Genomic DNA, 22,332 nt, shown 5'->3' with positions numbered 1-22,332 from the left:
TATTTTTATTCCGTTTGGCGTTAACTGGCCATTACTGAATTACATATTTTATCTTTTCAATGTTATTCAAAATGCCTTTCACCTCCCAAAGATTGTTGACCTCCGCAGTACTGTCTTTAGTGCTTTGCTTTAGTGCTTTTTCATCTTCCTGGGCCCAAGGTACGGCCACCCTCACCGGTAAGATCAACAACCCGGTCAGTGACAGCGTCTTGCTGGAGTTATACATTGTGCCAGGTTCCTATTCAGGCGAGTCGTTTACGGTGCCTTTATCAAAAAACGGCGAATTTACCCTGAAGGTACCGGTGACAGAGCCCATGCTGGGCGAACTGGTGCACGGCCCGGAGTCCATTATGCTGTTCCTGCAGCCCGGTGATAACCTGGAGGTGCGGGCCGACGCGGAGGACTTTATCTCCAGCGTGAAGCTGAAAGGCAAAGGCTTCCCCGAGAACAACTACCTGCTGGAATTTGAACGCAAGTTTGAGGAAGAGGAAGACTACCAGGTGCTGCCAGACAACATCCACAAGCGGGAAAAGGAGTTTCTGCTTTTTCTGGAGGAAAGAAAACGCGACCAGAACAAGTTCCTGGAGAAGTTCCTGAAAGGCACCCAGGTGTCTGAGGCGTTCCAGCAATATGCCCGGGCCCAGATTGAGTTCAGCTACGCCAACGACCGCCTCACGTACGTAGACGTTCGCAAACGCGTAGGCGACTTGCCACCCCAGCTGTCCAGCAACTACTATGATTTCCTGAACCAGATCAACCTGAACTCCCCCGGGGCCATTAGAAACCAAGCCTACCTTGATTTCTTGAACAACTACTTCCAGTTCAAAGCCATTCAGAGCCAGTCCAGCAACCTGGAGCGGGATTTCTACCCTACGCTTTACGGCATGGCCAAGAAAGAACTGCAAGGCCCGGCCCGTGAGATGATGCTCTCCCGGATTCTGTCGCAGACGTTCCGGTTTGGGTACGTGCCAGACGCCGATGCCCTGTACACAGACTTCCAGAAAGAAGCCAAATCTGCGAATTTCATCTCTTATGTGAATGGGCAGTACAAGCAGTTCAGAAAGGTAGGTTTGGGCAGCACCGCCCCCGCGTTCACCTTGATGGCCGCCAACGGCGACAGTGTCTCTCTGAGCAGTTTCAAAGACAAGATCGTATACCTGGGCTTTTGGCGCACCCACTGCGGTATTTGCACCGTAGACCAGCAGGCCTACAAGTATTTCGCGGAGCAGTTGGCCACTAAAGACATTGTGCTGTTGCAGGTGTCAGTGGGTGAGGAGCTGAAGGCCTGGAAAGCCAGCATGGCGCAGAAGAAGCTGCCCGGCACCCATCTGTATGCCGCTGACCTTTCGGCCAAGATCCTGAAAGACTATGAGGTGAAAACGTTTCCGGCCTACTTTATCATTGCCCCAGACGGAACCCTGATCAACACCAACGCCCGCCGTCCCGGCCACGCCGAAGGAGCCCGCGACATAGCCAGCGCCGTAGACCAGTACCGTAAGTCTGCCCATAAGTAGTCTTTTTTGCCTACTTTTGGCGAAACAGGTCTAAAACCCAGGTAGGTGTTGCCCGTAAAGGTGACACCTATTTTATAAGCCCCCAAGCCCGTGACCCGAGGTACCCTGCAGGATGGATTGAATTTAGCGTCAAAGCTGACCCCGCGCCGCGCCTGGAACGCGCTGCAGGTGGTGAGCAGCTATGCGCTGGCCCGCCTCACCAAGAAGCCCCGGCACTGGGGAAGCCCGGTGAGCATCTCCTTTGAGCCTACCACGTCCTGCAACCTGCGCTGCCCTGAGTGCCCCAGCGGCCTGCGGTCGTTTACCCGCCCCACGGGTATGCTGTCAGATGACCTGTTCAAGCAGACCATTGACCAGTTGCACAACCGTCTGCTGTACCTGCTGTTCTACTTCCAGGGCGAGCCGTACCTGCACCCGTCGTTCCTGGAGTTGGTGAAATACGCCTCCCGCAAAGGGCTCTACACCGCCACTTCTACCAACGCCCATTTCCTGACCGAGGAAAACGCCCGTAAAACGGTGGAATCTGGCCTGGACCGGCTTATCATCTCCCTGGACGGCACCACCCAGGACGTCTACAAACAATACCGCGTGGGCGGCAAACTGGACAAGGTGCTGGAGGGAACCAAACGGCTGGTGAAGTACAAGAAAGAACTGAAGTCTAAGACGCCCTACCTGATCTTCCAGTTTCTGGTGGTGCGGCCCAATGAGCACCAGATAGACGAAGCCAAACAGCTGGCCAAAGAACTGGGCGTAGACGATGTCTGGTTCAAGACAGCCCAGATCTATGACTATGCCCAAGGGTCACCGCTTATTCCTACCATTGACTACTACTCGCGCTACCAGGCCCAGCCCAACGGCACGTATTCGCTCAAGAACAAACTGATTGACGGCTGCTGGAAGATGTGGCATTCCTGCGTGATCACCTGGGACGGGCTGGTGGTGCCCTGCTGTTTTGACAAAGACGCCCATTACCGCCTGGGCAACCTGCAGCAGCAAAGCTTTAAAGACCTCTGGAAAAGTGAGGGCTACCGCCGGTTCAGGGGCTCTTTGCTCCAGGGCCGAAGCCAGATTGAGATGTGCCGCAACTGTTCTGAGGGTACCAAGGTCTGGGGCTGACGTCTTTGGTCTGATTTCTGTAGCTAGACTAGCCTAACATCCGTAGTAGGGAGTTACCGTTATCTTATGGCCCCCGGGCCCTGATTCTATGGCATTTAATTTTGAACCCGTGACCGAAATCAACGAAGCGTTCCAGCTCCTCTGGCGCAAGCTGGAGCTTTGGATGAAGCAGATTGTGCTCATGCTGCCCAACCTGTTTCTGGCTACCTTGGTGCTGGTGCTTACCTTTGTGGCGGCCCGTATCTTTCGGCGTACCTCAGACAAGCTCCTTATCCGGTTCACGCACAGCAGCGCCCTCAATAACCTGGTGGGCACCACCGTGTACGTGAGCACGCTCATGCTGGGCATCTTCTTCACCCTCAGTATTCTCAAGCTGGACAAGACGGTGACTACCTTGTTGGCGGGTGCCGGTATCATAGGTTTGGCCCTGGGTTTCGCGTTCCAGGACATTGCCGCCAACTTCATTTCCGGGGTGATCATTGCGTTCAGGAAGCCTTTTGTGGTAGGCGATGTGATTGAGACCAATGACCACTTCGGGACCATTGAGCGCATCAACCTGCGCACCGTAGACATCAGGCGGCAGACCGGCGAATTGGTGAAAGTGCCTAACCGAAAGGTGTTTGAGTCGGCGCTCACCAACTTCTCGCACTACGGCATCAGAAGGATTGACCTGAAAGTACACGTGGCCTATAACGAGGACCTGGAGCGCGTGCAGCAGGTGGTCAAAGACGCCATGAAAGACATCCCGCACATGATCTCGGGCAAAGACGTGGAGGTGGTGTTTGAGGAGTTCGGCCCCAGCAGCATCAACTTTCTGGTGCGCTACTGGATCCAGTACAAGCGCCAGACCGATTTTGTGAACGCCAAAAGCGACGCCATCATAAAGATCAAGAAAGCCTTTGACGCGAATAAGATTGAGATCCCGTTCCCGGTTACTACCCTCAACTTTGGGGTGAAGGGCGGCAAAGACCTTTCTATCAACCTGCAGGAAAACGGGTCAGACGCGTCGCCCCCCCTTCAACTGGAGGTGGGCAGAAATGGGGAGAACCCGGTAAAAGAAAAAGCGGCCGAATAAATCGGCCGCTTTTTCTTTGGAGCGCGTAAAGGTGCTCTTTTACTTATCGCTTTTGTCCAGGTTCTTGCCCCTGTCTTCCACCATTTTCAGGAACGCATCAATGCTCTGATCGGCGTAAGGGCCATAAGAGTTGGAGATGGTGCCTTTGGTTCCGTCTGTGCATTCAATGGCGTAGAGAATGGCCATGTCATCTGGGTTGGTTTCGCCCTCAAACCGGAAGAAATCCACTATTTTAACTTCTTCCACAGAATAGGACTTATCACCCGTGAGGGCCTGGAGCCGGTTGTCTTCGGTTACCCTGAAGTCTTGGGTGTATCCTTCTTTGTTAAGACGAGCTTCTACGTTGATTAAGCTTCTTTCTTCTTCCTTGTCTTGCATAGCCAGCGGTATGTTATAGGTGTTGTCAATTGCGATGTGGTATCTGCAGTCTATACGTAAAAATCTGGCTGGGTTGCCAGCTATATTCAAGGAAAATTATATTCCCGCTCTTCTATGTAGGCACATCTCTTGGGCAGACCAGCCCTGAGATAAACCGGTTTAAGGCCTATTTCTGGAAAAACCGGCTGAATACAAATGGCTTGAACGCAGAAAGAGCCGACTCTGGAAGAGACGGCTCTTTCTATGTAGTGAAAAACACGATATTTTATTTGAAGGATTTTTTCCCTTCTATTTCCCGCTGAATCTTAGCCAGGTCAATAGTGGAGCAAGCGCTGCCGCAGCCCTTGGCGCAGCCTGTTTCCTTAGAGAAGAAACTCTTGTACCCCAGGCGCAGCAGGTAAGCGGCTGCTGCCACAAACACGAGAAGAATGATGATTTCCTGTACCATAGCAATTGAGTAACGCCAACAAAGGTACAAATAGTTTACCTGTCTGCCGGTTTTGACCGGTACCCCTCCTGAAACCACCCAGCTTGTTTTAAGCCTCTTTTCCTGAAAAGAGCTTTAAAACAAGCACAAAACCGGTTTTAGGCGTTAGCTCCAGCCTTCATCTTCTCTTGCCAGAACGGCGCAATGAGATCCAGCATTTCCTGTTGCACCACTGGGTTGTTGCTCACGCAGATCTGCCGTCCGAACACGTAGTTCCTGCCCCCGCTGAAATCAGTGACCTGCCCGCCGGCTTCCTGCACCAGCAGCGCGCCCGCGGCTACGTCATACGAGTGGATGTTGAACTCAAAGTAGCCCTCAAACCTTCCGGCGGCCACGTAGGCCAGATCCAGGGCGGCAGAACCCAGACGGCGCAGGCCGTGGCAACTCTGCATGAACGTGCCCATTACCTTCAGGTACTCCGGCATGAGGTCAAAGGTGTAATACGGGAAGCCGGTGGCAATGAGGCCATCTTTGAGGGCCGGGGCCTGAGACACCGAGATTTTCTTCCCGTTGCAGAAGGCGCCGCCGCCTTTCACAGCGTGGAAGCACTCGTCGCGGCAAATGTCATGCACTACGCCCAGTACCAGCTCGTTCCGCTGCAGCAGGGCAATGCTTACCGCGAAGATGGGCAGGCCATGGATAAAGTTGGTAGTGCCGTCTAAGGGGTCAATGACCCAGTTGAACTCCTCGGCCTGTTCGGTTTTGGTACCTTCCTCGGTAATGAAGCCCGCTTGGGGCAGCAACTGCTCCAGCCGGGCCACCAAGCGTCTTTCGGCCTCCTTGTCCACGTAGGAGACCATGTCGTTGAGGCCTTTGTGTTCCAGCCGGGCCACGTCAAACTGAGCGGATTCCTGCAAGATGAAGTGCCCCACCTCTTTGGTAAGCTGCACCACCTGGTCACGGAGAGCGGATATGTCTGTCATAGTTCTATGGGAATAATCCGCCGGGGCGGAATAGGTATAGGATTATCTTCTGGCCGTACGGCGGCGGGTAAACCAAAGCACGATAGCGGCCAGTACAAAGCCTAGCGCCAGCCATTGGGTGCCGTGGCCGATGAACTCGCCGTGGCGGGTATAGAATGTCTGCTCCTGGTTGAACCTGATCTGGCCGCGCAGGGAGGCCGGTACCCACCAACCCGATTTCTGCTGCAGCTCGCCTTTCTGGTCTATAAACCCTGAGATGCCCGTATTGGCTGAACGCGCCACCGCCCGTCTGGTTTCAATGGCCCGCAAAGAGGCGTACACCAAGTGCTGCTTGTACCCAGGTGAGTCGCTCCACCAAGCGTCATTGGTGATGATGAAGATGGCGCTGGCCCCGTTCCGGATGTAGTCGCTCACGTACTCGCCGTAAATGGATTCATAGCACACCACCGGCGCGCCCACCAGATTAGGGTGTTGGCTGTGCTGGAAGATGGCCCGCGTTTCCTGGGAGCCCATATTGCCCGCAATGCCGCCCAGGTCTATGGCAAAGGCCTTCAGGAACTGGAACACGGCGGGGTACGGCGTCTTCTCTACCCCGGGCACCAGCTTTGACTTGTGGTAGAACGCATGCTGGCCATTGGGCTTGAAATGCAGGGCGGCGTTGTACACGTCATAGTACCCAATCTGCGGGTGGTACCGGGCGGTGCCGCTTCGCTGGGTGGAATCTGGGTACAGCCGCGCCGAGGTGATGCCCGCCACCAGTTCCACGCCGGGGTGACGGTTCAGGAAATCACGCAAGACGTAACTCACGGGGCTCAGCTCAAAGCCTTCCTCCCAGTTGATGCCGTTGCTGATGGAGGTCTCGGGCCAGAGCACGAATTTGGTGTTGGGGGTAATCTGCTGCTCAGAGAGCGTGATGAGACGGGCTAACTGCTGCTCAAACGGAATATGGCCTTCGCCGCCCTCAAACTTCTCCTTGTAAGGGTCTACGTTGGGTTGCACCACTACTACTTCGGCCGCTTCGCCTTTTTCCTGGTAGCGGCTACCAATGATGAAGGACAACACCAGGGGCAACAGGAACGTCAGGGCCGGGGCTATCCATCTGCTTTTTTTCTTCTCCGGGGAAGTAAGCGCGAAGAACACGAGCAGGTTCACAACCCAAACCCAAAGAGAGCCACCCAGGAAGCCGGTGTATTCGTACCACTGCACCCAACTGGGCAGCGAGGCGAACCCGTTGCCCAAGGTGAGCCAGGGCCAGCTCAAATCCCAGTTGAGGTGGAACTGCTCAAACGCGATCCAGTACACGGGCAAACTGAGGTAGCCCAGCATCTTGCCGCCCGCGCGTTTCGTCCAGAAGAAGGCCATCAGGGGCATCATCATGAACAGCGCGTTGAACACCACGGCCGCTATGCCGCCGCCCAGCGTGGAGTAGCTCACCCAGTAAGTGGTGAAGATATTCCAGAGCAGCAGCATAAGGTAGGCGTGCTTGAAGAAAGTGCGGCCCCGTTTTGGGATCGTTTTTTCAGAAATGGCCTTTTCCATAAGCAGGAACGGCACCCACCCTATAAACAGGAAAATAGCCAGTGGTTTCACTGGCCAACCCAACCACAGCAGCAGCGCGCTCAGGAGCGCCAGCAGCGGGACGTACGAACGATTATTTGTTTCCTTGAACAACAATGACAAATTCTCCTTTGATTGCTTTGGTAGTGAACGTCTGCACCATCTCTTCCAGGGTGCCGTTGAGGGTTTCCTCGAACATTTTACTTATTTCACGGCTCACCGAGACCATGCGTTCTGCCCCGAACACTTCTTTGAACTGCTCCAGCGTCTTGAGTACCCGGTGCGGCGACTCGTAGAAAATCATGGTGCGCTCTTCCTGGGCCAGGCTCTGCAAGCGCGTCTGCCGCCCTTTCTTGATGGGTAGGAACCCTTCAAACGTGAACCTATCCGTGCTGAAGCCCGATTTTACCAGGGCGGGCACAAAAGCGGTGGGGCCGGGCAGGCACTCAATTTTGATGCCTTCCTGCACGCAGGCGCGTACCAGCAGGAAGCCTGGGTCTGAGATACCGGGCGTGCCGGCGTCTGAGACCATGGCCATTTTCTCGCCTTTCTTCAGGCGCTCCACCAGGTGCGCCACGGCTTTGTGCTCATTGTGCAGGTGGTGGCTGTGCATGCGTTTGTCAATGCCCAGGTGGTTCAGGAGTTTGCCGCTGGTGCGGGTGTCTTCGGCAAGGACTATGTCCACCTCTTTGAGAATGCGGATGGCCCGGAGGGTGATGTCTTCCAGGTTACCGATGGGCGTGGGCACTAAATACAGACTGGTCTCTTCTACGGGTTCGGCCATAGCCCAAAGATACTGATTATTTCAGTCCTGTATTTCAGTCCTGAGTTCTGAGTCTGGAGTTCTGAGTGGAGCGCCCGTTTAAAGGCAGATTTCTGGGAAACAGGTCTAAAGCGCCTATAAACTGCAAGGTAGAGGTTAAGCAAATTTTCCTTCTCTCTACTTCAACAGACTTTAGTGACCAACCGCTTATGATTGAGGGCAGGCTACTGCCGTCCGCTGCCAAAATCCTTTCAGGAAGACAGGGAGGAGTAGGTATTCTAGGGCAGATGCTGAAGGCTTCTTGCAGGGTGCTAGAGGCGGTGTTTTCAGGCTGATTTCTGAAAGACGGCTGCTAAATAGGCCTCATGCTTCATATCGTTGGGCCAGGGCACTGATCCGCTGGGCTAAGACGTAGTCACGGTTGGTAACGGTGTGGCCGGCAGAATGGGTGGTGAGCCTGATCTCCACTTTGTTGTAGCTGTTGCTCCACCACGGGTGGTGGTTGATCTCCTCGGCCACTATGGCTACCTCGGTCATGAAGGCGAAGGCCTGCTTGAAATCCTTGAACGTGAAGTGCTGGATGAGGTGGTTGTCTTTTTCGGTCCACATAGGTACGGCTGGTTAAGGGTAGAGGGATCAAGCCTGATAGAGTGGCTTTCCGGCGTCTCCGTGTTTTTACTCTCTTTTCTGGAAAACGATGCCTAAACGTAGCTGTTCTTTGGAGCTTCCACGTATTTCTTAGTCGGTTTCCAGCGCCAGGCTTCTTGCCTTACCCGGAGATTACTTCTAAACGAACCATTAAAACCACTAACGAAATGGCAACAGAAAACCCACAGGAAGTTCCAGACCAACACCAGGACCACCAGCCCGGCCTAGAGCATGAGATGACCCCGGAGCCCATCGTGATCCGGAAGAACTACAAAGGCAGCGACAAGCTGAAAGGCAAGGTGGCGTTGATTACCGGCGGAGACAGCGGCATTGGCCGGGCCGTGGCCGTCCACTTCGCCCGCGAGGGCGCCGACGTGGCCATTGTGTACCTTGATGAACACCAAGACGCGAAAGACACGCAGCAGATGGTAGAGAAAGAAGGCCGCAAATGCCTCCTCATTGCCGGCGACCTGCGCGATGAGAAGTTCTGCAAGCAATGCGTATCGCAAACCGTGCAGGAACTGGGCGGACTGAATATCCTGGTGAACAATGCCGCCGAGCAGCACGAGAAAGAAGACCTGCGCGAGATCACGCCCCAACAGTTGGAGAACACGTTCCGGACGAACATCTTCGCTTACATCTACGTGGCCCAAGCTGCCCTTGACCACCTGAAGGAAGGGGACTCCATCATCAATACCACCTCCATTACCTCTTACCGGGGCTCAGACCACCTTATGGATTATTCTTCCACCAAAGGAGCCATCACCTCCTTTACCCGTTCCCTGGCGTCTAACCTGGCCGAAGGCGGTATCAGGGTGAACGCCGTAGCCCCCGGGCCTATCTGGACGCCCCTTATTCCGGCCACGCTGAAAGAAGTGGGAGACTTTGGGAAAGACCAGCCCATGGGCCGCCTGGGGCAACCTTCTGAGGTGGCGCCTGCCTATGTTTTTTTAGCCTCTGAAGATGCCTCTTACATCACGGGGCAGACGATCCATGTGAACGGCGGCGAGCAGATAGGCGGGTAATACTTAACCTTTCCACGTGGAAAACAGTAAAAAGGGAAGTATCACACCAAAACCCCAACGCCTATGGCAACTGACCATAAAGACCATCCTAACGGGCATGACCGGCCCATACGGGTAATTGACGATACGGCCACCAACATGGAAGACATGCTGGCCGGACACATTATACCAGGGGCTGACCCACCGAAGAATGAGGCCCAGCGGGGTGGCTTCGGGAACCGGGATGGTAAGGAAGGCTACGGCTCTGACTCCTCTGACGGCCCTACCGGGGTAAGCGTCAATGAAGAGGCAGACAGCCTGGAGCCTCCTAAAGACAACATGCGTACCGAAGAGGAAGGCCGTGGCACCTGATACGTGTTTCCGGCTTAGTAATTGATTTATCATCTTAAACCAGAAAAGGAGGAAGTATGCCCTATAAAAGCAAGAACACCAACCATGACTCCAAATCTCAGAAAGGCGATCCCGCCAACCATGGTACCAGCAAGGCCGGTTTGAAGACCACTGGCGGTCCAGAGGAAATAGACCGGGCCGAGGATATTGTAGCCCGGCATCTGGATGACGATGGAAACCCTGTACCGGAGGCGATCACGCACCCTAACCGTAACCTGCGTAAGCCAGATATTGATAAGCCCAGCTACGGCGGCAGTTAATCTTGTTCTTCCTTGAAGAGAAAAAGCACCTTCTTGCAAGAAGGTGCTTTTTTGTGCCCTTTTTTTGGTGTTTTCCCTAAAACAGGCGGTAAAAGCCTTATTCTAGGCCCCATGATGGCGCCTCTCCAATGTTAAAGCATTCCTTATCTGAAATAGTATGGCCCGATACGCAATCTCTGACATTCATGGCTGCCTGGCCACCTTCAGGCAAATGGTAGAAGAAGTGATCAAGCTTCAACCGCAAGACCACCTGTATTTATTAGGCGATTACATCAACAAAGGGCCAGACAGCAAAGGGGTGCTGGATTATATCTTTTCGCTTCAGCGCCAGGGATTCCAACTCACCTGCCTGCGGGGCAACCATGACCAGCTTTTGTTAGACGCCATAGACCTAGGCGAGCATACCGTATGGCTGCCTGAGGAAGACAAGCAGAAAACCCTGCAGAACTTCGGGGTTTCCCATTTTAAAGACATTCCTTCTGCTTACATCTCTTTCATCCGGTCATTGCCCCTGCTGGTGGTACTAGACGATTATGTATTGGTGCACGCCGGCTTGGATTTCACTCTTGCCAATCCTCTCCTGACCAGCAATCACCTTCTCCTGAATACCAAGCGTATGTCCCCCACCCGCGCCAAACTGGGCCACCGAAAATTAATCCATGGGCATCTTCCTGTCTCTGAGGCTTCTATCAAGCAGGCGGTTTCCAAAAACAAGCTCGCTTTTAATATTGATGCCGGGTGCGTCTACTATTTAAATGAACAATTTGGGTCTCTGTGCGCCCTGAATATGGACAAAACAGTACTTTTCTTTTTGCCCAATCAAGATCAACCTTATTCTATTAAGGTGAAATAAGTATGGCTTTAAAGAGGAGCTTCTAATTTTAAATTATAAAAAGTTCAATTATTAATATATAACCTTCAATTTCTAATAAGTTAGAAATAGAGATAAAGCACGACATATAGCTAAATAAGGCTGATATATGTATTCCCTAATATTCGCGAATCGAAATATTATAGAAATATATGACAAGAAAATTATAATATTTATTTAGAGATTAGTAAACTTTATACTAATTTTACCCGTACGAGACCGCCTTGAATTTTATTTCGGTCATGTATAGCGCTTATTTTGTAGATAGCAGTATTTGAATAGAAAGTTAGGGATAAAGGCTTTATACAAAGAAGTAATCAAGCAGCTAAGTATAGTTTAGGTTATAAAAGTAAATCAATTTTAAAGTAGCGTTATGGAGAAAAATTTACTCAGAAGAAGTGCTTCCGGGGAAAGTAGAATGAGCAGGATCTGGCTAATACTGGTCTTGATGCTGTTGGGAGTTGCCCCATTGTGGGAGGCGCAGGCGCAGACAGGAACTAAAGTTACATCCTTGCCCACTACGCATGGGGGGCGATGGTTTCAGTTGAACTCTACCACTAGTAATGCAAACTTTAATACACCTAAGGCTGGTTGGTCACATTCAGGTCTGTTTTCTCCTGATAACACTGTGAATCTTGGAGTTCAAGATGCTAATAATTCTTCTTCCTCACGTTCTGCGACTTTTGATGGTTTAGGTGATCAGTTGATGATTAACTTTTCTGGAATCACTAATCAAGTTCCTGGCGAACTCACTTATTATATTGCCTATACAGGTGCCTCTATCAATGGTGAAGTAATGAGGGTAGAGGAGTCAGTAAATGGCGCTGATTGGACTACTTTAAAAAGCATTGAAGGGAGCTCAAGCTCAGTATTGAAAAATGCAAATGATGCTACACAGGGAAATGCTACTTTATCTTCCGCAACACTAAGCCCTAATTCTAGGTATTTGAGATTCAGAGCAATGGTAACTCCACCTGCTGGAACATATTTACTAGTTGATAGGGTGTCGTTAAGTGCTGGAAATGCACCTGAGATTCAAATAGCAACAGGGGCCACGGTGCAAGCCAACCATTCAACATATACATTTGAAGCATCGCAGAATGTCAATACTACAAGTACTCCAGTAACATTTACAATTGAGAACAAGGGTGCGCAACCACTTAGCATTACCTCTCTATCTCTAGGAGGTGCGGATGCGAAAGAATATGAAGTTATAAGTGCCCCTGCAACTTCCGTTCCTGTAGGGGGAACTACTACTTTTCAGGTAGTATTCAAACCAATCTCAATAGGCACTAAGACTGCATCTATTTCCATTGCTAACAATGATGCTGACGAGAACCCGTACCTAATAAACTTAAGTGCCAAAGCAGCATATCTAGCACCAATTGTTTCGAGTTTTGACCCTGAAGCTGACATTGTTGGAAATACAATCACCATACATGGTTCTAATTTTACCAATGTTGAAGCAATTATATTTAACAATGGTACCACAACGGGAAGAACAGCTACTTATACTAGGCTAGATGATAATAAGATATCAGTAACAGTTCCTTCTGGCGCCATAACGGGTAAAGTGCAGTTTGCTTACAACAAAGGGACCATTGCTGAAAGTAACAATGTTTTCACTGTTATCCCTACCCCCGTCATTGCTTCATTTTCTCCCGCTAATGGACCCGTCGGAACATTGGTAACGGTAACTGGAAAGAACTTTACTGAGGATGGGGGTATCCTGTTCAAGGATGCCAATGGTGATGATAAGTATGCAGTAGGTTACGTGTATGTGAGCAGTACTGAAGTTCAGGGGAGAGTACCCCAAGGGGCAGTGACCGGTGTTATTTCGATTGAGGACGAAAACGGCTATAAAACCTCTAGCGCAGAAGAATTCACAGTGCCTATACCAGCCCCCGTCATTACTTCCCTTGATCCAGATAGAGCACAAGTAGGTGCAGCAATCATTGTTAATGGTTCAAACTTAAAAGGGGTAACCACCATTACTTTTGGAGGCGTTCTAGCTCCAGAATATAATGATAATGATGGGAATGCTTTAGTCGTTTATGTTCCTGAAGGTGCCAAATCAGGAGATCTAGTCGTTACTACTCCCGGAGGTTCAGCGCGATCAACTTTCACGGTAATTGCTCCTGTTCCTAATATAACTGATTTCACTCCTAAGCGAGGGCCAGCAGGTACATTAGTAACAGTAAGGGGATTGAACTTCACAAGAAATGGCGGTCTTTTATTTAAGAATGCAACAGGAGACTATATTTCTTCCGAAGATTATGAATTCGTGAACAGCACCGAAATACGAGGGAAAGTGCCTGCAAAGGCGGTAACTGGCCTTATAGCTGTAAAGGATGATAATAATGCAATTGCAGAGAGTGATGAGAATTTTATTCGAACGTATGTGGCTCCAGATATCATAGCAGTAAGTCCTAATAGTGGCCCGGCGGGCACAGTTGTCTCTATTTCAGGAACGGATTTAACTAACATCATTTCTGTTTCCTTCAATGGCGCTCCTGCTACTTTCAATGAAACAGAAACTGGCTTAACAGCAACTGTTCCTAATGAAGCCCCAAGCGGGCAAGGATTTTTAACCGTGAAGACACTTGGAGGAAGTGATGATATTGCATTTATGGTGCTTGAGCCAAGCACGCTTCCAGTAGAGCTTATTGATTTCACAGGCAAAAGTTCTACTGTTGGTACTGTGTTGCGTTGGAAGACCGCCTCTGAAAAAGAGAATGCTTATTTTGAAGTGCAGGCTAGCACAAGCCCTCTTAAGGGTGAGTTCAAAACTATTCAACGGGTAAACAGCAAGGTCACCAATAGTGCGAGCCTAACTTCTTATGAAGTAGTAGACCGCACAGTGGCTAAAGGTAAAGTTACCTATTATCGCCTGAAGCAGGTTGATCTAAATGGTGAATCTGAAGTGAGTAAAATAATTGCTGTGGAGAACATTGCCTCTACGCAAACTTCTGCCTCTGTTAAGGTATATCCTAACCCTTTTAGTGAGAACGAATCTCTGAAGGTGGAATTGGTCGCTGAGAAAGCTGGGCCTGTGAAAGCTACTCTATATTATGTAACCGGTAAAAAAGCATTTGAGCAAGTGTACCAGGTAGAAAGGGGTGTATCCACTATTGAGTTGCCCTTGAACTCTTCTCCATTGGCTACCGGCATGTATATCTTAACAACAGAAATAAACGGAGAGACAATGTCTACCCGTGTTATCAAAAAATAAGCTTCTAAAATACTTAAGAAAAAGGGAGACACTGTTCTCCCTTTTTTTATGCCCAAGGGTGAATTATGAATAGGATGGACTACGGCAAAACTAACGCAAAGTGATTTGCGGTCTATATTCCTTTTGTTGGAGGAGAGGTTAAGTGGCAGCAGTCAGTCTTTGCCCTCCCTATTGGGGCGCAATTACACGTTCTCAGAAAAGATTTTTGTCTGAGGCAGAGCCTTAATCCTAGCAATTAATGCGATGGGGTACGCCTGCTAAGGCTTTTCTTCTGCTGTTGCTAATAAAGCGATTTTATAACTTAGTCTATATTTTATATATTTAATAATTTGAATATTCAAGAGGTATTGTATTTGTAAAATTATATAATAACTTAGCCCGGGAGTTGGTGATATTCAAGCCAGACCGAGCCTAGGTGTTCTATGGGAGTATTCGCTGGTATGATTAAAGAAAGGCATTGGAGGAACGATATTCTGGAAAAATACTCTTCTGCCAAAGTCTTCTATAGCAGAAGAACCATCTGGGAAAGCAGACCTATTTTCCACTTGTGGAAAATATAAGATTATCTTAACCAATTTAAATATTAACCTTAGACTATGAGAAGAACCTTTACCCACTTAAAAGGCATAGTGTATATCACCTTAGGTGTGATATTATTTTGCGGGAACTTAGTAGTCGCAAAGCCTAATTCTGCGAGGGAGTACGGTGTTAGCAGGCTTTCTTTGCATGAGGCATCACAAAGCCTGCAAAATCCTTTGTCACTTTCCAGTTTGATGCCTTTAGCCAAAGCCATGTCAGCTTTGGCTTTCAATTATACGGAGGTTACTGGAAAGACTTACTATTGGGTTCCTTTTGGGTTGAACAACAGGGGCAGTGGCGCATGGAGTGAATTGGGACACTGGGCTACCACAAGCGGTGGAAAAGAGAGGCATACCGCCTTGCCTACGGCAGCAGATGATGTTGTTTTTGATGATAATTCATTCTTATTCGCTGGTCAGAAAGTAACGGTTGATGTGGATGCTAATGTAAAAGACATTTCTTGGGTAAACGTAAGATCTACCACTTTTGAAGGAAGCACCTCAAGTTTGAATGTGTATGGCTCCATCTTGGTACACTCAAACCTGCTTTTCTCTAGTCCCACAGGCTTTAATTTAAACTTCAAATCGGGCACCCAGGATGCCCAAGTTAATTTGCTAGGGAAATCACTTCCGGCCAACTCTAAAATTAATTTTGAAGGAACCGGCAGTTGGATTTTGCAAAATCAATTAAGTGCAGGCCAAGGAGGAAGTATTACCTTGACAGAAGGAATCTTGAAGTCGAATAATCAAAATATCTTAACTAACACATTTAGATCAATCGGCGAAAAAACTAGAACGCTTGAACTAGGAACATCCACAATATCAAACGTTAGCACTTGGGATGTCTCCCCGTCATTAACACTGAACGCGTTAGATTCTAGAATCATCTTGAACGGGTTGGGCGCTCATACCTTCAATGGTGGTGATAAAGCTTACAGGGTTGTAGTTCTCCATGGGCCCCAATCCTTTGTCAACAACAGCAATACTTTCAAGGAGCTTTCTTTGCCTACAAGCACAGACGCAACTGGAACCAACACGCTTGTTTTAGAAAGCGGGCAGGTACAGACCATTGAGACCTTGTCTACCCCAGGTAGTGCCCCTTATACGGCCATTCAATCATCGGTAAAAGGAAGCAATGCCACCATCAATTTTACTTCATTGGGCTTCTGTACAGATTACCTGGTGGTGGAAGATGTGCATGCGCAGGGCCCAGGGAACTACTACGCAGGCTTGAACAGCGACAACAAAGGCAACAACAACGGCTGGCATTTTATAACTTGCGCTACAAGCATCTATAGTCCCGAAGGTGCCGCTGACTACGATCTTCCCTTTTCTAGCGTGCCCGCTATTTCTGATGGCTCTAACAAATGGCAGGAGATAAGATTCAATGGGGAATTGGTGGGTGCCATCAAAGACGGCGGCAATGTATTGGGTGAGGTTACTATTGACTTCTTGGTGAGTGCCGACAGCAACCGTGCCGCCATCAATACGAGCGGTGCAGAGGTAGGCTTGATGCCGAGAAACTGGAGAGTGAAAGCCACCAACCAACCTAGTGCAGACAAGCCAGTAAGCATTCGCCTGTATGGCTTGCAAGAGGAGTTTGAGAAATATAAGAACGGTATAGGTACTGTTGCTGGCTTGGGTGATCTGCAATTCACCACGTACAGCAACTCAGACAGCACTGAGAACTGTGATTTCTTAGACAACACTGCTGAAGGCGCAGTGACATCTCTGATCAGCAACGCTCTCTTTACCACCGCCGGAAACTATTTTACCGCGGAGCTAACAGGCATCACTGATCTAACGGAGTTCTACCTGCACAACGGAGGAGCCGCTATTGACTTCATTGCCTCTAAGCCTGCTCCAACCGTACAGCCACAGCCAGAGATAGTGGAGGAAGAAATGGATTTCACGGCCCATTGGAACGCAAAGACGGTGAAACTGAAGTGGAAGACTACCAATGACAGCCAAAACACCTCCTATGACGTAGAAGCCGCCCCAAGCGCTGATGAGAAGGAGTTCAAGACTATCATTTCAAAAGCGCCCAGACAGAACAGCAGCAACGCGGCCGTAGCGGTTTACCACGCAGAAGACTTCAACCCTGCCCCGGTGCCAGCCAACTACTACCGCCTGAAGCGCTTGAACCAAGATGGAACTGTTACCTACAGCCAAACCATCAAAGTAGAGAATAAGTCATTCGCGGCAGCGGTACAAGCAGCGCCCAATCCTTTCACCGACAAGCTGAAGCTCACCATCAATGCCGAGAAGGCGGGTGAATTGAGTGTGAAGCTCATGAATGAGAAGGGCGAAACCGCCTTGGAGAAGAAGGTGAAAGTCTCCAAAGGAACTTCTACTACTGATTTGGTAATAGGGGCAAAGGTGAAACCAGGCATCTATTTACTGGTGACAGAGCTCAACGGAGAAAGAGCTTCCCAGCGCCTGATCAAGGAATAAAAGAAAAATAAGTTCATGCAAAAAACCCCCAAGCACAGCTTGGGGGTTTTTTGTTTGTTTCCGGAAAAGCACCGCCAAAACAAACCGCTCCACCGCAAACTCTTCCTTCTTGGCGGGTAAAGCATTGGTTATTTGCCGCAATGGCTGTACTTTTGGGCAGCCACTAATAGAACACAAATGCAACGCGATTCCCAAATCTTTGACCTTATCCAGAAAGAGCACCAGCGTCAGCTGCATGGCATAGAACTCATCGCCTCTGAGAACTTTGTCTCAGATCAGGTGATGGAAGCCATGGGCAGTGTGCTCACAAACAAATATGCTGAGGGCTTGCCCGCCAAGCGCTACTACGGTGGCTGTGAGATTGTAGACCAGTCTGAGCAGCTGGCCATTGACCGGGCGAAGCAATTATTTGGGGCTTCCTGGGTGAACGTCCAACCACACTCTGGGGCGCAAGCCAATGCCGCGGTTATGCTGGCTGTGTTGAACGCCGGAGATAAGATATTGGGCTTCGACCTGTCCCACGGGGGGCACTTGACCCACGGGTCGTTGGTGAATTTTTCCGGGAAGCTGTACCAGCCGTCGTTCTACGGGGTGGAGCCTGAGACCGGTGAGATTGACTGGACCAAGGTGCGCGAGGTAGCCGAGCGCGAGAAGCCCAAGCTGATCATCTGCGGCGCTTCTGCCTATTCCCGTGACTGGAACTACCAGGCCCTGCGCGAGGCTGCTGATGCCGTGGGCGCCCTGTTATTAGCGGATATCTCCCACCCGGCCGGTTTGATTGCCACGGGCTTGTTGAATGACCCATTTGAGCATTGCCACATCATCACCACCACTACCCACAAGACCCTGCGGGGCCCAAGAGGCGGCATGATCATGATGGGCAAAGACTTTGAAAACCCCTTCGGGCTGAAGACCCCTAAAGGTGAACTGCGCATGATGTCTTCTCTGCTGGACAGCGGTGTTTTCCCGGGTACCCAGGGTGGGCCGCTGGAGCACGTGATCGCGGCTAAGGCCGTGGCGTTCCATGAGGCGCTTTCTCCTTCTTACAAAGAATACACGGCCCAGGTGCAGAAAAATGCGCAGGTGTTGGCCAAGTCATTCGTAGATAGAGGCTACAAGATCATCTCGTCTGGTACAGACAACCACCTGATGCTGATTGACCTCCGTTCTAAAGACCTTACCGGAAAACTGGCCGAAAACACCTTGATCAAGGCAGACATCACTATCAACAAGAACATGGTGCCGTTTGATGACAAATCTCCTTTTGTAACCTCCGGAATCCGAATCGGCTCGGCTGCCGTAACTACCCGTGGCCTGAAGGAGCAGGACATGGACCGCATCGTGGACTATATTGACCGCGTGCTCATGAACCATGACAATGAGACCATTCTTTCTGACACCAGAAAGGAAATCAACAATTGGATGCAGCAATTCCCGTTGTTCAGTTACTAAGTTATCAGACACAGGTAGCCCAAGGTAGTAGACGAAAAGCTTTTAAGGGAACTCTCCTGGCCATCAGGTCAGGCGTTCCCCTAAAGACCGATGGTCGCTGCCCTGGTCTATTTGTTTAACCTAAAATATTCAATGGCACAACGTTCCAGAGAGGTGGAAGCGCACGGCGGAGAAGAGCATGAAATGACCTTTTTGGACCACCTGGAGGTTCTCCGGTGGCATTTGATTCGATCCGCGGTGGCGATTGTGGTATTCACAGGCATTGCCATGGCCAACAAGGAGATTGTCTTCCATGACATTATCCTGGGGCCTTCCCGTACAGATTTCTTTACCTATCGGAAACTCTGTGAGGTGGGGGCCGCGCTTAATTCGCCGGGCCTCTGCATCAACAAGCTGGACTTCACGCTGCAGAGCCGGGAGCTGGCTTCGCAGTTTACCATGCACTTGACCAGTTCGTTTGTGATTGGTCTGCTGATTGGTTTCCCGTACCTGTTCTGGGAGATCTGGCGCTTTATCAAACCGGGTCTTTACCCCAATGAGCGGGAAAACTCACGGGGGGCGGTATTCTTTGTGTCGCTTTTGTTTTTGCTGGGCTCTCTGTTCGGTTACTTCATTGTATCGCCGCTCTCCATCAACTTTTTGGCTTCTTACCAGGTAGATCCCAGTATTGCCAATGAGTTTGACCTGTCATCTTACATTTCCACGCTGGTCACGTTGGTGCTCTCTTGCGGACTTATGTTTGAGTTGCCCATGATTGTGTACTTTCTGTCACGGGCGGGTATTCTGTCTCCGGAGTTCATGCGCATCTACCGCAAGCATGCCATTGTGGTGATTGCGTTTGTGGCGGCCATCCTTTCGCCGCCAGACGTGTTGAGCATGACGTTGATGGGCATTCCGTTGCTGTTGCTCTACGAAGTGAGTATCAATATCTCCTGGTGGGTGCGGCGCCGCGATCTGGCCAAATTGAATGAACAAGCTACTTCATAATATTACTTGCCATGAAAATAGCATTAGGCGGCGACCACGCCGGATTCCAATACAAAGGCCTCGTGAAAGAACAGTTGGAGGCCCTGGGGCATGAGGTGAAAGACTTCGGGCCTTTCTCAGATGCCTCCGTTGATTACCCAGATTTTGTGCACCCCCTGGCCTCAGCGGTGGAAACCAAAGAATACGAGATGGGCATCCTGCTCTGCGGCAGCGGAAACGGAGTGGCCATCACGGCCAACAAGCACGCGGGCATCAGGGCCGCCCTTTGCTGGCAGAAAGAACTGGCAGAACTGTCCCGGTCCCACAACAACGCCAACGTGCTGTGCATCCCCGCCCGGTTTGTGAGCGAAGAAGTGGCGGCAGAGATGGTAGATGCTTTTTTGACCACTCCCTTTGAAGGTGGTCGGCACCAGAACAGAGTAGATAAGATTGCTTGCGCCTAGCGGCGCGAGTTCTGAGTCTTGAGTTCAGAGTCCTGAGTTTGGAAGATTTAAGTTGTAAGGGCGCCTCTTGTGGGCGCCCTTACTGTTTTAGCGCATGTTGTATGGGGAGAACAGGGCAAGCAGGAAGAAATACTGCTAAAGTTGTTTTTGCGCTGATTTCTGTAAAACAAGGCAAAAGCTTCGGAAACCCATCTAGACGTTGGACGCCTCACCGTGGGTACTTCTTGAGTTGACTTTATCCCATGACACCAAACTGGTGTACTTCCTTCCGCAATACAGACAAAGACTACCTTCTCCCGTTTCGCGCCTCCTTTAGAGAAACCGGGGAGAAGCAAGGGCTAGCTCCTTAGAACAAGAAAGCCGATCCACAGAGATCGGCTTTCTTGTTTTCGTGTGATGTAGCACATCAGCACATTATAAAATTAGCACATTAACTACGCGTTGCGGTTGAGGCAATTCAGGTCTTCAAAGGCTTCTTTGAGGCGGGTCACGAAGGATTCCTCCCCGGCACGGAGCCAAACACGAGGATCGTAGTATTTTTTGTTAGGGCTGTCTTCGCCGGTAGGGTTGCCAATCTGGCCTTGCAGGTAGTCCCGCTTGCCTTCGTAGTAGTTTCTGATGCCGTCCCAGAACGCCCACTGCATGTCAGTGTCAATGTTCATCTTGATGGCGCCGTACTCAATGGCTTCTTTGATTTTCTCTTTCTCAGAACCGGAGCCGCCATGGAACACGAACTGCACAGGATTGTCGCCGGTGCCAAACTTCTGCTGGATATAGTCCTGCGAGTTTTTCAGGATCTCTGGGCGAAGCTCTACGTTGCCGGGCTTGTACACGCCGTGCACATTGCCAAACGCGGCCGCTACGGTAAAGCGGGGGCTGATTTTGTTGAGCTCTTCGTAGGCATAGGCCACGTGCTCTGGTTGAGTATATAAGTGGGTGCTGTCAACGTCTGTGTTGTCTACGCCGTCTTCCTCGCCACCGGTCACGCCTAATTCTATTTCCACGGTCATGCCCAGTTTGGCCATGCGCTCCAGGTATTTGGCAGAGATCTCAATGTTCTCTTCAATAGGCTCCTCAGAAAGGTCCAGCATGTGAGAGCTGAACAGGGGCTTGCCCCTTTGGGCGAAGAATTTCTCCCCGGCATCCAGAAGACCGTCAATCCAAGGCAACAGTTTCTTGGCGGCGTGGTCTGTGTGAAGCACTACAGTGACACCATAGGCCTCGGCCATTTGGTGTACGTGGTGGGCGCCAGAGATGGCGCCGGCAATGGCAGCGGCCTGGCCGTCATTGTTCAGGCTCTTGCCCGCATAGAACTGCGCACCGCCCTGGGAGAACTGGATGATAACGGGAGAATTCACTGCCTTGGCCGTTTCCAAGACCGCGTTGATGGAGTTGGTGCCAATCACGTTGACGGCGGGCAGGGCAAAGTTATTATCGTTAGCGTACTTGAATAAGTCCTGTACTTCATCTCCGTACAGAACCCCAGATCTAAATTTAGGCATGGATTAGCTTGGTTTGGTCTATTAGCAAAACTAAGTAAATATTTGGTTAATCTATAGATTCTTGTGCCGGGTTAGCTTCTCATATTCCCGTTCAACGGCCAGGTCACGGGAGGCATGGAAAGCGTCATAGTAGCTGAAAGCCAGCCCCACGCCCCAGCCCAGCGTGAGCCAGGCCGGCCAGGGCAAGCCCAACTGCCGATCCTCCTCGCCGCCGGTAAAGTACCAGAGGACCCATACCAGCGCATTGGCCAGGATGTACATGAAGAAATTCCTGCGGAAGGCCACGCGCTTCTTCGCGATTTTCCAGAGACACTTATCTTTTCCTTCCTCCATAGGTAATGAGACAATATAGACAAACATAAATATAACCAGATTATTTAAATTAGTGCTATTTTTTAAAAGATTTATTACAAATTGTAAGCAAGATTAGATTCTAACAAGTCTGTTTAGCGGCTGTTTTGCATAAAAGAGCAAGTATGGATATAAGTCCCCTGCTACCTTTCAGCCGGAATCAATAAAATTGGCAAAACCATTGGCAAAAGATAGGAATGCATGGCGGTGGCAAGAGATGCACGGGAGCAAAAGAAAGGAATAGTTAGCAATGCGTGAGAGACAAGGCGGTGCCGTTGTCTCTACAGGGTTCTCCTTACCGTCTATGCTACTTTCCCCTGTTCCAG

At 50.3% G+C, this 22,332-nt stretch carries 20 protein-coding genes; 12 read left to right on the top strand and 8 right to left on the bottom strand.

The genetic code is table 11. The annotated features are described in order from the left end of the window. Nucleotides 1-95: 95 nt before the first annotated feature. The 3 genes from FOE74_RS00245 to FOE74_RS00235 all read left to right on the top strand — a co-directional run bounded on the left by FOE74_RS00245 (nt 96) and on the right by FOE74_RS00235 (nt 3,705). Nucleotides 96-1,514, top strand: coding sequence for a redoxin family protein (locus FOE74_RS00245; RefSeq protein ID WP_188687132.1), 1,419 nt, complete (start codon nt 96-98; stop codon nt 1,512-1,514). Nucleotides 1,515-1,604: 90 nt separating this feature from the next. Then, nucleotides 1,605-2,630, top strand: coding sequence for an SPASM domain-containing protein (locus tag FOE74_RS00240; RefSeq protein ID WP_188687130.1), 1,026 nt, complete (start codon nt 1,605-1,607; stop codon nt 2,628-2,630). Nucleotides 2,631-2,718: 88 nt separating this feature from the next. Beyond that, a complete protein-coding gene (locus tag FOE74_RS00235) occupies nt 2,719-3,705 on the top strand; it encodes a mechanosensitive ion channel family protein (protein WP_225840576.1) in 987 nt (328 codons plus the stop codon). Between the two features lie 39 nt (nt 3,706-3,744). Here the strand turns inward: FOE74_RS00235 and FOE74_RS00230 are convergent, their stop codons facing one another. The 6 genes from FOE74_RS00230 to FOE74_RS00205 form a co-directional block, all read right to left on the bottom strand. Then, nucleotides 3,745-4,083 carry a hypothetical protein gene (locus FOE74_RS00230; protein WP_149096604.1) on the bottom strand — a complete coding sequence of 113 codons (339 nt, stop codon included), beginning with the start codon at nt 4,081-4,083 and terminating at the stop codon, nt 3,745-3,747. Between the two features lie 265 nt (nt 4,084-4,348). After that, nucleotides 4,349-4,531 (bottom strand): FeoB-associated Cys-rich membrane protein, encoded by a 183-nt coding sequence (locus FOE74_RS00225; protein ID WP_149096603.1) that lies wholly within the window; start codon nt 4,529-4,531, stop codon nt 4,349-4,351. Between the two features lie 137 nt (nt 4,532-4,668). Next, complete coding sequence (locus FOE74_RS00220; protein ID WP_149096602.1) at nt 4,669-5,493, bottom strand: inositol monophosphatase family protein; 825 nt, start codon at nt 5,491-5,493, stop codon at nt 4,669-4,671. 42 nt (nt 5,494-5,535) lie between these two features. Beyond that, on the bottom strand, nt 5,536-7,173 hold the full coding sequence (gene lnt / locus FOE74_RS00215) for an apolipoprotein N-acyltransferase (protein WP_225840572.1): 1,638 nt from the start codon (nt 7,171-7,173) through the stop codon (nt 5,536-5,538). Then, a complete protein-coding gene (rsmI, locus tag FOE74_RS00210; RefSeq protein WP_149096601.1) occupies nt 7,145-7,834 on the bottom strand; it encodes a 16S rRNA (cytidine(1402)-2'-O)-methyltransferase in 690 nt (229 codons plus the stop codon). Before rsmI ends, lnt begins: the two co-directional genes overlap by 29 nt. A gap of 342 nt (nt 7,835-8,176) precedes the next feature. Then, complete coding sequence (locus FOE74_RS00205) at nt 8,177-8,422, bottom strand: 4a-hydroxytetrahydrobiopterin dehydratase (protein ID WP_149096600.1); 246 nt, start codon at nt 8,420-8,422, stop codon at nt 8,177-8,179. Between the two features lie 206 nt (nt 8,423-8,628). Here FOE74_RS00205 and FOE74_RS00200 point away from each other — a divergent pair, with 206 nt between their 5' ends. The 9 genes from FOE74_RS00200 to rpiB all read left to right on the top strand — a co-directional run bounded on the left by FOE74_RS00200 (nt 8,629) and on the right by rpiB (nt 20,153). Continuing rightward, complete coding sequence (locus tag FOE74_RS00200; RefSeq protein WP_149096599.1) at nt 8,629-9,486, top strand: SDR family oxidoreductase; 858 nt, start codon at nt 8,629-8,631, stop codon at nt 9,484-9,486. A 63-nt stretch (nt 9,487-9,549) separates the two neighbouring features. Then, nucleotides 9,550-9,837 carry a hypothetical protein gene (locus FOE74_RS00195; protein WP_149096598.1) on the top strand — a complete coding sequence of 96 codons (288 nt, stop codon included), beginning with the start codon at nt 9,550-9,552 and terminating at the stop codon, nt 9,835-9,837. A 56-nt stretch (nt 9,838-9,893) separates the two neighbouring features. Beyond that, nucleotides 9,894-10,136 (top strand): hypothetical protein, encoded by a 243-nt coding sequence (locus FOE74_RS00190; protein ID WP_149096597.1) that lies wholly within the window; start codon nt 9,894-9,896, stop codon nt 10,134-10,136. Nucleotides 10,137-10,293: 157 nt separating this feature from the next. Next, entirely contained in the window at nt 10,294-10,989 is a 696-nt protein-coding gene (locus tag FOE74_RS00185; RefSeq protein WP_149096596.1) for a metallophosphoesterase family protein, read from the top strand. Between the two features lie 391 nt (nt 10,990-11,380). Next, nucleotides 11,381-14,239 (top strand): IPT/TIG domain-containing protein, encoded by a 2,859-nt coding sequence (locus FOE74_RS00180; RefSeq protein ID WP_149096595.1) that lies wholly within the window; start codon nt 11,381-11,383, stop codon nt 14,237-14,239. Nucleotides 14,240-15,819: 1,580 nt separating this feature from the next. Continuing rightward, a complete protein-coding gene (locus FOE74_RS21110; RefSeq protein WP_188687127.1) occupies nt 15,820-17,271 on the top strand; it encodes a T9SS type A sorting domain-containing protein in 1,452 nt (483 codons plus the stop codon). A 177-nt stretch (nt 17,272-17,448) separates the two neighbouring features. Next, a complete protein-coding gene (locus tag FOE74_RS00170; protein ID WP_149096593.1) occupies nt 17,449-18,723 on the top strand; it encodes a serine hydroxymethyltransferase in 1,275 nt (424 codons plus the stop codon). Between the two features lie 132 nt (nt 18,724-18,855). After that, the gene (tatC, locus tag FOE74_RS00165; protein WP_149096592.1) at nt 18,856-19,710 is read left to right on the top strand and encodes a twin-arginine translocase subunit TatC; all 855 of its coding nucleotides are present in this window, start codon (nt 18,856-18,858) and stop codon (nt 19,708-19,710) included. 11 nt (nt 19,711-19,721) lie between these two features. Further along, nucleotides 19,722-20,153: a ribose 5-phosphate isomerase B gene (gene rpiB / locus FOE74_RS00160; RefSeq protein ID WP_149096591.1), complete on the top strand. Its 432-nt coding sequence runs from the start codon at nt 19,722-19,724 to the stop codon at nt 20,151-20,153. 434 nt (nt 20,154-20,587) lie between these two features. Here rpiB and fbaA read toward each other — a convergent pair whose 3' ends face one another. Together fbaA and FOE74_RS00150 are read right to left on the bottom strand one after the other, a co-directional pair. Further along, on the bottom strand, nt 20,588-21,655 hold the full coding sequence (gene fbaA / locus FOE74_RS00155) for a class II fructose-bisphosphate aldolase (protein ID WP_149096590.1): 1,068 nt from the start codon (nt 21,653-21,655) through the stop codon (nt 20,588-20,590). Between the two features lie 51 nt (nt 21,656-21,706). Continuing rightward, nucleotides 21,707-21,988, bottom strand: coding sequence for a 2TM domain-containing protein (locus tag FOE74_RS00150; protein ID WP_188687125.1), 282 nt, complete (start codon nt 21,986-21,988; stop codon nt 21,707-21,709). Between the last annotated feature and the right edge of the window lie 344 nt (nt 21,989-22,332).

The sequence above is a fragment of the Rufibacter glacialis genome (genome assembly GCF_008271745.1).
Classification (GTDB): Bacteria; Bacteroidota; Bacteroidia; order Cytophagales; family Hymenobacteraceae; genus Nibribacter; species Nibribacter glacialis.
This window is presented reverse-complemented; position numbering and strand designations above follow the sequence as displayed.

Excerpts from the sequence above, each read along its gene's own strand:
- FOE74_RS00235 (WP_225840576.1), top strand. The coding sequence starts at position 2,719 with ATGGCATTTAATTTTGAACCCGTGACCGAAATCAACGAAGCGTTCCAG.
- FOE74_RS00230 (WP_149096604.1), bottom strand. The coding sequence starts at position 4,083 with ATGCAAGACAAGGAAGAAGAAAGAAGCTTAATCAACGTAGAAGCTCGT.
- FOE74_RS00225 (WP_149096603.1), bottom strand. The coding sequence starts at position 4,531 with ATGGTACAGGAAATCATCATTCTTCTCGTGTTTGTGGCAGCAGCCGCT.
- FOE74_RS00220 (WP_149096602.1), bottom strand. The coding sequence starts at position 5,493 with ATGACAGACATATCCGCTCTCCGTGACCAGGTGGTGCAGCTTACCAAA.
- rsmI (WP_149096601.1), bottom strand. The coding sequence starts at position 7,834 with ATGGCCGAACCCGTAGAAGAGACCAGTCTGTATTTAGTGCCCACGCCC.
- FOE74_RS00205 (WP_149096600.1), bottom strand. The coding sequence starts at position 8,422 with ATGTGGACCGAAAAAGACAACCACCTCATCCAGCACTTCACGTTCAAG.
- FOE74_RS00200 (WP_149096599.1), top strand. The coding sequence starts at position 8,629 with ATGGCAACAGAAAACCCACAGGAAGTTCCAGACCAACACCAGGACCAC.
- FOE74_RS00195 (WP_149096598.1), top strand. The coding sequence starts at position 9,550 with ATGGCAACTGACCATAAAGACCATCCTAACGGGCATGACCGGCCCATA.
- FOE74_RS00190 (WP_149096597.1), top strand. The coding sequence starts at position 9,894 with ATGCCCTATAAAAGCAAGAACACCAACCATGACTCCAAATCTCAGAAA.
- FOE74_RS00185 (WP_149096596.1), top strand. The coding sequence starts at position 10,294 with ATGGCCCGATACGCAATCTCTGACATTCATGGCTGCCTGGCCACCTTC.
- FOE74_RS00180 (WP_149096595.1), top strand. The coding sequence starts at position 11,381 with ATGGAGAAAAATTTACTCAGAAGAAGTGCTTCCGGGGAAAGTAGAATG.
- FOE74_RS00170 (WP_149096593.1), top strand. The coding sequence starts at position 17,449 with ATGCAACGCGATTCCCAAATCTTTGACCTTATCCAGAAAGAGCACCAG.
- tatC (WP_149096592.1), top strand. The coding sequence starts at position 18,856 with ATGGCACAACGTTCCAGAGAGGTGGAAGCGCACGGCGGAGAAGAGCAT.
- rpiB (WP_149096591.1), top strand. The coding sequence starts at position 19,722 with ATGAAAATAGCATTAGGCGGCGACCACGCCGGATTCCAATACAAAGGC.
- fbaA (WP_149096590.1), bottom strand. The coding sequence starts at position 21,655 with ATGCCTAAATTTAGATCTGGGGTTCTGTACGGAGATGAAGTACAGGAC.
- FOE74_RS00150 (WP_188687125.1), bottom strand. The coding sequence starts at position 21,988 with ATGGAGGAAGGAAAAGATAAGTGTCTCTGGAAAATCGCGAAGAAGCGC.